4 protein-coding genes and 1 pseudogene are annotated in these 9300 nt (G+C 64.2%); all 5 read right to left on the minus strand.

The window, feature by feature from the left end; genetic code table 11:
* Positions 1–830: pseudogene (locus RT662_RS08070) on the minus strand (alanine dehydrogenase); the annotation flags it as partial.
* A 12-nt stretch (positions 831–842) separates the two neighbouring features.
* A complete protein-coding gene (locus RT662_RS08075) occupies positions 843–2300 on the minus strand; it encodes a class I adenylate-forming enzyme family protein (RefSeq protein WP_313670197.1) in 1458 nt (485 codons plus the stop codon).
* 38 nt (positions 2301–2338) lie between these two features.
* Positions 2339–3769: a M24 family metallopeptidase gene (locus RT662_RS08080; protein ID WP_313670198.1), complete on the minus strand. Its 1431-nt coding sequence runs from the start codon at positions 3767–3769 to the stop codon at positions 2339–2341.
* On the minus strand, positions 3766–6912 hold the full coding sequence (locus tag RT662_RS08085; RefSeq protein WP_313670199.1) for a VPS10 domain-containing protein: 3147 nt from the start codon (positions 6910–6912) through the stop codon (positions 3766–3768). Before RT662_RS08085 ends, RT662_RS08080 begins: the two co-directional genes overlap by 4 nt.
* 184 nt (positions 6913–7096) lie before the next feature.
* On the minus strand, positions 7097–9300 hold a 2204-nt coding region (locus tag RT662_RS08090), incomplete at its 5' end, for a TonB-dependent receptor (protein ID WP_313670200.1).

The following is a 9300-nucleotide window of genomic DNA, read 5'->3' on the forward strand; positions in this document are numbered from 1 at the left end:
CGGCTCCTCGTGCGTCGTTGCGTGGCTGGTTTCGAAGCAGCCACCCTGATCGATGGCGACATCCACCAGCACCGCCTTGGGCTTCATCAGCCCCAGCATGTCGCGGGTGATCAGGCGCGGCGCACTGGCGCCCGGCACGAGCACGGCGCCGATCACCACATCGGCCTGGGCAATCTCGGCCTCGATAGCGGCCCGGTTGGAATAGAGCGTGCGCACCCGGCCCTGGAACAGATCATCCAGTTGGCGCAGGCGCGGCAGCGAGCGATCGAAAATGCACACAGCGCCGCCTGGGTGCCGACTACCCCACCGCCCAGCACGACAATGCGGGCCGGCGCAACGCCGGGAACACCGCCCATCAGCAGGCCGTTGCCGCCGTTGTAATGGCGCGACGCCAGTGCGGCGGCTTCGATCGACAGCCGGCCGGCCACTTCGCTCATCGGGATCAGCAGTGGCAGGCCGTGGCCATCCGTCACCGTTTCATAGGCGACCGAAGTCACGCCGCTGGCCAGCAGGCCCTTGGTCTGTTCCGGATCGGGAGCGAGGTGCAGATAGGTGAAGAGGATCTGCCCGGCGCGCAGTTGCACCCATTCGGATGGCTGCGGCTCCTTCACCTTCACGATCATCTCGGCAGCGGCAAACACCTCCGCCGCCGTGGCCGCGATCTGCGCGCCGGCCGCCACATAGGCGGCATCACTTGCGCCAATGCCAGCGCCCGCGCCGGTCTCGACCAGCACCACGTGGCCGTGGCCAACATATTCGCGGACGGCCTCCGGGGTCAGGCCGACGCGGCCTTCCTGCCGCTTGATTTCCTTGGGGACGCCGACACGCATGGTCTTCTCCTGTTACGTCAACGCGGCAAGATAGCGATCACGCAAGGCACGCTTGAGCACCTTGCCGATTTCACTGCGGGGCAATTGGTCGATCTGGATCACGTCCAGCACGCGCTGGTTCTTGCCCAGCCGCTCGTTCAGCCATTGCTTCACGACGGCACCTTCCAGCGGCGTGGCGGCGACGACGAAGGCGACCGGCGTTTCCCCCCATTGCTCGGACGGCACACCCACCACCGCGCAATCTTCGATGCCGGGATGGGTTTGCAGTACCTGTTCGATATCGATGGGATAGATGTTGAACCCGCCCGAAATGATCACGTCCTTGGCGCGATCAAGCAACGTCAGAAACCCATCGTCATCAAAGCGGCCGATATCGCCGGTGCGGATGAACCGCTCCCCTTCAGGGCTGAACCATTCGACGCCGCGCGTGGCGTCCGGCAGCTTGTGATAACCCGTCATCATGGCGGGTGAACGCCCGACGACCTCGCCAGTTGCACCGGCCGGCAGTTGTTCGCCAGCTTCGTTGATGATTCTGATGTCGCTACCGGCCGCCGGCTGCCCGACAGTGGCCAGTTTGTCGGGATGCTCATGGCATTGCAGGATGCAGGTGCCGCCGCCTTCGGTCATGCCATAATATTCGGTCAGCCCGCCCGGCCAGCGCGCCAGAACCTGCGCCTTCAACGCGGCCGAAAACGGTGCGGAGGTGCAGAATTTGCGCCGGTACGATGACAGGTCGAACCGATCGAAATCGGGGAACTCCATCAGGCGGCGATACTGCACCGGCACCAGCATCACGTGCGTTGCACGGTGCCGTTCACTCAGTTCCAGAAAGGCCTGCGCCGAGAATTTCGGCAGCAGCACCAGCGTGCCACCCAGCCCGATGGTGGGAAACAGGCTCACCAATGTGGTGTTGCTGTACAGCGGGGTCGCCACCAGCGTGACCGCCTCCGGGCCATAGCCCTGGGTCACGCCGCGCTGCACATGCGCCCAGCGCTGGCGGTGTGGCTGCACGATGCCCTTGGGCCGGCCCGTGGTGCCGCTGGAATAAATGAGGTTGAACGGATCATCGGGCCCGATCGCCACATCCGGTGCGCGCGTGCCAACAGGTGCCAGCCAAGTGTCGATGGAAGCCAGTTCGGCATCGCGGAACAGCTGCACCGCATCGGCATCGTCGGCCATCATCGCGATGGTGTCTTCGGTCGCCGATTGCGGCAGCGGCGCCACCGACAGGCCAGCGCGCAACGCCCCCAGCCACAGCACCAGATAGGCCCACGACATACCCGCCGCGATGGCGATGCACTGGCCTTTGCCGTGCCCCCGGTTCAGCAGCGCAGCCGCAGCACGGTCCACCAGCGTGTCCAGCGCGGCCCAGTTTATGACGGTGTCACCATCGATGATGGCCGGCTTGTCTCCGGCACGGGCGTGCAGCCGCAGCAGATCGGTGATGGGGGTAAACTGATCGGGCAGCATGAAAAACTCGTCCTGGGCCGTGTGGCCCGCAGCAGCAATTACGGCGAGCCTACCGCCTTGGGCACCACCATGGAAGGCTGACGCAGCAGCGCCTCCACCTCGTCGATCTCGATCGGGATGGAACGGGTCAGCCACTCATGCCCCGTCGCCGTCACCAGCACGTCGTCTTCAAAGGCAACGCGGGTGCCGTTCACCACGGCGCCCTGTTCGATGGCGATGATCATGCCAGGCTTCAGCGGGCCGACATAATCGCCATGCTCGTGGGTTTCCATGCCGATGAAATGCCCGATGCCATAGGTATAGCTCTTGTCCCAGCCGCCCTTCTTGCGCAGCTCGTCCTCGGCCAGTTTCTGCAGCTGGGCCCAGGTCACCCCCGGCTTCACGGCGGCAATCACCGCCTTCTGCACATCCAGCACGCCCTGATAGATGCGGCGCTGTTCCGGCGTGAATTTGCCATCCACCGGCACCGTGCGCTGCACGTCAGACGAATAATGGTTCATCGCCGCACCGGTATCGAAATGCACCAGCATGCCGGGCTTGATGACCGCATCGCCCTTGCGCGCCGCTTCTTCGGCGGCGGCCGATTCCCACTTCAGTTCCTCGTTCATGTTGCTGGCCAGCGCCACGCCGGTGGCAAAGCCCAGCGTCGCGCCGTGGAAGCGATAGACATAATCCACCGTCTGCATCACCTGCAGGGTGCTCAGGCCGGGCTTGGCGAACTTCATGCCCTCCATCAGGCCCATCCGGGTGATGGCGATGCTGCGCTCCATGTTGGCGCGGGCAAAGGGATCGAGCACCATGCGTTGCGCGTCGATGATATCGCCCGCATCCTTGAACACCACTTCGCTGGTGGTGGCGCGGATGCGATCCATGAACGCCAGGCGCGGCGCCGGCGCCTCGTTCAGATTGTCGATGTGCGGATAGTTCACATACAGCAGTTTCTCGCCATCGCCCCAGCCGCGCGACAGATCGGAGGCGACCTCCTTGAAGCGCAGCTGCGTGATGCGCAGGTTGCGATAATCGGTGAGCGCGCTGCTCATATGTTCAAGGAACTTGGCGCGCGGGAACACATATTTGATGCCCGACAGCCGCGCCGCCTCATAGGGGCTCATGTCGGTATAGAGCACTTCCTTGTAGGTGCCACCGCCCGGATTCAGCACCAGCACATGGCCGGGCGGCAGTGAATCATAGATGCCGGTCAGGAACACAAAGTCCTTGTTTTCCATGTCGTCGGTGTATGATTCATACAGATTGTGCTGCGTGCGATCGGCGCTGGTGATCACCGCAAGGCCGCCCTTCATGCGCTTCATAAACTCGGCGCGGCGGGCGATAGCGGCATCGCGATGGCCTTCGCGCATCTTCACCGTTTCGATCGGCAACAGGCTGGTGCCGTGGGCCAGCAGCGGCGACGCTACTGCCGCCGCGATCAGGGCACCCAGAATCGATTTCAACATCATCACCTCGTTCACGGCTGGGCCGGCATGCGCGGCAGTTCGCCCTGCCATGCCACACCGGCTGCTACCACCGCCTTCTGCAGCGCTGGCAGCGTATCGGAAACCAGCACGCCCAGATCCTTGTAGAATGTCTTCACGTCAGCATCCGCGGATGCCGTCAACTGGCGCTGGGCCGGATCGGGCGCGGCCGAATAGTCCTGGGTGGAAGTGTAGAGCCGCTGGGTCAGTTCGGCCAGTGGCAGGAAGGTTTCCTGCTGGGCGATGCCCTCTTCCCTGCCGTTGAGGATGACATTGAGCCGATCAGCTTCCTTCAGCGCGGCTTCGGCCTGGGCCAGCAGTTTGCGGTCGGCCTTGGCATCCTTCAGGGCTTTCACCGTCGCGGTCAGTTGCGACAGGCCGGGGGCCAGCGTCTTGTTGGCATGGTAAGTCGCCGCCACCAACCGGGCCTGCGTGGCGCCAACTGCGTCGAGCGCAGCGCTGTCCGCCGCCGACAGGCTGATCGCCGGATCGAGACGCACCGCCAAAGGCTGCATGTGCACCTTGTCGCCCACCGTCAGCTTCACCTGATAGGTGCCCGGCATCACAAACCGGCCGGGCATCCGGCGATATTCCGACATGGAGGCATTGGGCGGCGCTTCGAAGCGCAGGTCCCACACCGCGCGCTGCGCCCCGCGCTTGGCCACCGGCTGCGTGAGGCTGCGCACCGTCTTGCCGACGCTGTCCATGATCTCGATGGAGACCTTCTGGCCCTCCGCCGCGCTACCCACCCAATAATCGATGATCGCGCCGCGCGGCGGGTTCTTGGTGGTGAAATACATGTTGCCGGCATTCTTGCGGCCGCGCGGCACATCGCGGATCTGCGTGCCCCGGCGCAGCGGCGCCAGGTAGCTGTGCGAGGCGACAACCTCCGGCGTCAGTTTCTCCACCAGGCTGATATCGTCCAGCACCCAGAAGCCGCGGCCGTGGGTGCCGATCACCAGATCATTCTCGCGCGGGTGAACCATCAGGCCCTGCACGCTGTTGGTGGGCAGGCCAGACCGCAGCGACAACCAATGCCCGCCGCCATCTCGGCTGAAATAGACGCCCATATCGGTGCCAACAAACAGCAGTTCGCCATTCTTCGGGTGCACGGCGATGCTCTTGGTGGGGCCGAAGGCCGGCAGATCGGCGGTGATGTTGCGCCACGTCGCGCCATAATCATCGCTGCGCACCACATGCGGCGCGAAATCATTGTCCTGATGGCCATCGAACACGGCGACCAGCGTGCCCTCGTTGGTGGACGACCACGCGACCATGCCGACCTTCTTCTGGTCCGCCACGCCGGGGAAACGTGCCGATTTGGCCCACGTCCGCCCATCATCGCGGCTCACCTGGATCAGGCCATCGTCGGTGCCGGCGGCCAGCAGGCCAGGCCGCATGGTAGAAACCGAAAGAGAATGGGTGTTGCCATAAAGCGCGGTGCTGGAATGCAGATCGATGGCGTTGGCCGGCTGGATCTTGCCTTGCAGCGGCAGCGCATCGCGGCTCAACTGGCGGGTGAGATCGGGGCTGATGCGTTCCCACGTATCGCCGCGATCACGGCTGCGGAACACCACGTTGGCGCCGAAATACAGCGTCTTGGGATCATGCGGGGAGATGACGAACGGCGCGCTCCAGTTCCAGCGATAGGGCGGGAATTCGCCCTTCTGCGGCTGCCAGGGCTGAATGCGCTTCTGCGCCATGCTCTTGCGGCTGGTGCGCACCAGCCCGCCATATTGCGACTGGGAATAGAGGATGTCCGGATCAGTCGGATCGGCCACCGCGTAGAAGCCATCGCCGCCTGACAGGAACAGGAAATCCTCGTTGGTGATGCCGTCTTCAAAACGCGTGCCGATGGGGCCGCCCCAGCTGCCATTGTCCTGCGTGCCGCCATAGACGTGATAGAACGGCTCCTGCATGTCGGCCGCGACGGTGTAGAGCTGCATCAGCGGCAGGTTGGACTGCCACGTCCACCGCGCACCGCCATCGCGCGACGTGTACATGCCGCCATCATTGCCCAGGATCAGGTGATCGCTGTCCTTCGGGTTGATCCACATCGTGTGATTGTCGGCGTGGACCTGGGTTTTCAGCACGTTGGTGAAGGTCTTGCCGCCATCATCCGATCGCGACAGCGGCGTTGTTGGCACATAGATCCGCTCCGGATTCATCGGATCGCAGAAGATTTCGCCATAATACCAATGGCTCTGGATGTCCTTGTTGCGCCGTTCCCACGAGGTGCCGCCATCGGTGGAGCGGAAGGTGCCGCCATCGGGGCCAACGGCGGTCGCATAGAGCATGTCGGGCTTGCCGGGGCAGAAGGTGACGCCCACCCGGCCCACCGCCGTGGTGGGAAAGCCATTGCCCACCCTTGCCCAATTTTCGCCGCCATCGGTGCTGCGCCACAGGCCGCCTTCCTCGCCGCCGCCGATCATGCTCCACTGGCGCCGTTCGCGCTGGAAAGTGGCGGCATAAAGGATGTTGGGGTTGCCCGGATGCATGGCGACTTCCACGACACCGGTGAACTTGCTGGGCCGCAGCAGGCGCGTCCACGTCTTGCCGCCATCGCGGGTGCGATACAGGCCGCGCTCCTCGCCCGGGCCCCACAGCGAGCCGAGCGCCGCCACATAAACGGTATTGGAATCATCGGGATGCACGAGGATGCGGCCGATGTGCCGGCTGTCACGCAGCCCCATATGCTCCCACGTCGCGCCGCCATCCTTGGACCGGTAGACCCCATCGCCATAGAGCGAGCTGCGCACATTGTTCTGCTCGCCGGTACCGAGCCAGACGGTGTTGGGATCCTTCGGGTCAAGCGTCACCGCGCCCATCGAAACGCTGCCCTGTTTTTCAAAGATGGGCGTCCAGGTCGCCCCGGCGTTCACCGTCTTCCACAGGCCACCCGAGGCGCTGGCGGCATAGATGATGCGCTGATCGGTGGGATGCACGGCAAAGCGCGCGATCCGCCCGCTCGGCATGGCAGTGCCCACTTCGCGCCATTCCAGTGCCTTCAGATCGTCCGGCACCAGTCCGTCCGGCGCGGCGGCCAGCGCGGCAGAACCGAGCAACGCGGCGGCAACGGCGGTGGATGCAGCGCGCACCAGCCAGGCGGCGGCGTTCAATCGATCAGCAGAAGCGGACATTTCGGCACTCCTCAATGCGGTGCAGCCAGTCTACGGGCCAACGACAGTAACTCAAGAAATCATGGGGCCGTCTCGGGGATGAGAGACAGGCCCCATGTGCAGCCACTGGCCGTTCAGTTTCGAACCGGCGAAGCCGGCCGGAACCGGCATGCTGACCGGGCTGCGAGCAGCGTCAGGCCCGGCGTCAGAAGCTGACGTTGGCACCAACGAAGATGAAGCGGCCAACAGCTTCGTACACACCCGAAACGGTATTGCCTTCCACGGTGAACGACGGTGCCGGGTTGAACTGCGGCACCACCGGCGGATCATTGTCCAGCAGGTTGCGCACACCGGCCCGCATCTGGATCTTTTTGGTGATGTTCCAGAAGGCGGTGAGATCGATGTAGCTTTCCGCATTCAACCGCGCGCCGGTGAAGTTGCCGCGGCCGGCCTCGGTCCAGGTCACCGGCACGCCGGTGGTGGGGTTGATCGAAAGGATGCGATCCACCGCCGACTGGTAGCGCCAGTTCAGGGCGATATCGACCGTCCACGGCGTGCGCCAGGTGGTGGTGAGCGAGTGGCGATAGCGGAAGCGCGGCAGTTCGCACTGCAGATCATATTTGCCCACGCAGTTGGCGGTGAAGCCGCCGGCGATCGGCGTCGTCTTGAAGGCGAACAGATAGGTGGCGGCATAATTCCAGTTCAGCCGCCCCAGCCCGCCAATATCGTGGGCATAATTGATCTGCGCATCGATGCCCGACGTGGACAGGCCGGCGATGTTCTGCGTGCGCTGGTCCACGAACGACGGCGGTTCACCCCGGAAGGTGAGCGAGCCGTCGGGGCCGCGATTGATAAGGCTGCAGAATTCCGGCGCGCCCGAATCCAGGCAGCGTTCGATGGTGAACACCGCCGGCACTGTGCCCACGGCTTCCTTCACGCGGATGTTGAAATAATCGAGGCTGATCGAAAGATTGCTGACAAAGCTGGGCTGGAACACCGCGCCCAGCGTGACGGTATCGGCGACTTCCGGCTGCAGATTGGGATTGCCGCCGGTGCGGATGTTCACCTGCGCGCCCGAGGGCGGAATGGCGCCATATTGCGCCGCCGACACACCGGTGCGCTGGCAAGCGCTGAGCGGCCGGGTTGGCGCCTGATTGGTGCCGGTGAAACCGGAGCAAGGATCGGCCACGTTGGCCAGACCGGTGTTCACCGGCAGGAACAGTTCCAGGATGTTCGGCGCGCGGATGGCGCGCTGATACTGGCCGCGCAGCCGCAGTTCCTTCACCGGCGCCCAGCTGATGCCGAGTGCATAGCTGACCGGCGCGAATTCGCCGCCGCGCACGCCGGTGAGATTGTTGCGTGATTTGTATTCCGAACGCCGCACGGCGCCGGTGAGCGCCAGCGAATCGAAGAACGGCCGGCCCTGCACCAACGGGATCGAGGTTTCCGCAAAGAATTCGGTGATCTGCGTCTCGCCATCGCCCGGCAGCAGCGCGCCGGCACCGGCCAGCAGCTGGCCCGACGAAGCGGTGGCATCCGGGCGGGTCACCAGCGTTTCCTTGCGATATTCGGCGCCGATCAGCAGCGAGATGCCATCTTCCGCCCAGGGGCTGGCGATGCCGAAGGCACCCAGATCGGATTGCAGCGTGCCGCCGAACATCACCTGGCTGGTCTTGCCGCGGGTCAGCGTGGGCGTGTCGAGATAGGCCCTCAGGCGCGGATCGTTGGTGCCGTTGGGATTGTAATTGGTGATGAACGGCACGCAGTTGCGATCGGTGCCCTGCACCGCGACGCGGCACGCCGGCTGGCCGGTGGCCGGATCGGTGACGATATCGAGCGCGTTCAGCAGCGGCGTGCGGGTGACATTGTTGGTCTGCAGGCGATCAAGCGAAGTTTCCGACCACTGGCCGAACACGTCGAACTTCACATTCTCGGCGATGTCGCCCTTCACGCCATAAACGGTGCGGAAGTTGGTGAGCGTGCGTTCATCGGTACGCGGGCCGCCTTCGACGAAGCGGCGCTGCACCTGCGCCTGCACATAACGATCATTGTCCACGTCACGCGGCCATGGGCCGGTGAGTGAAGCGCTGCCGCAGAACAGCTGGCGCATCTGCACGGTCAGCACCGGGTTGTCGCAGTTCACGCGGGTGATTTCCGAACCAAAGCCGCCCGACGGTGCAATCACCTGCGGCGATGTCGATTTGGTGAAGCCGAATTCGGCATAGGCTTCGATGCTGTCGGTGAGATTATAATAGCCGCTGAAACCGGCGTTGATGCGTTCAACCTGGCGGCGCAGCGGGTTGAACGGGTTGAAGTTGAAGCTGTTGGTGCCATCGCGCACCGATCCATCGGGCTGCAGCGCCAGTGCAGCGGAGGTGCGCGGATTGCCGTTGGCATCCAGAAGGATGC

The sequence above is a fragment of the Sandarakinorhabdus sp. genome (assembly GCF_032115815.1).
Lineage (GTDB): Bacteria > Pseudomonadota > Alphaproteobacteria > Sphingomonadales > Sphingomonadaceae > Sandarakinorhabdus.

Bases quoted from the DNA above. Each gene is read 5' to 3' on its own strand.
- RT662_RS08075 (WP_313670197.1), bottom strand. From the start codon at position 2,300: ATGCTGCCCGATCAGTTTACCCCCATCACCGATCTGCTGCGGCTGCAC.
- RT662_RS08085 (WP_313670199.1), bottom strand. From the start codon at position 6,912: ATGTCCGCTTCTGCTGATCGATTGAACGCCGCCGCCTGGCTGGTGCGC.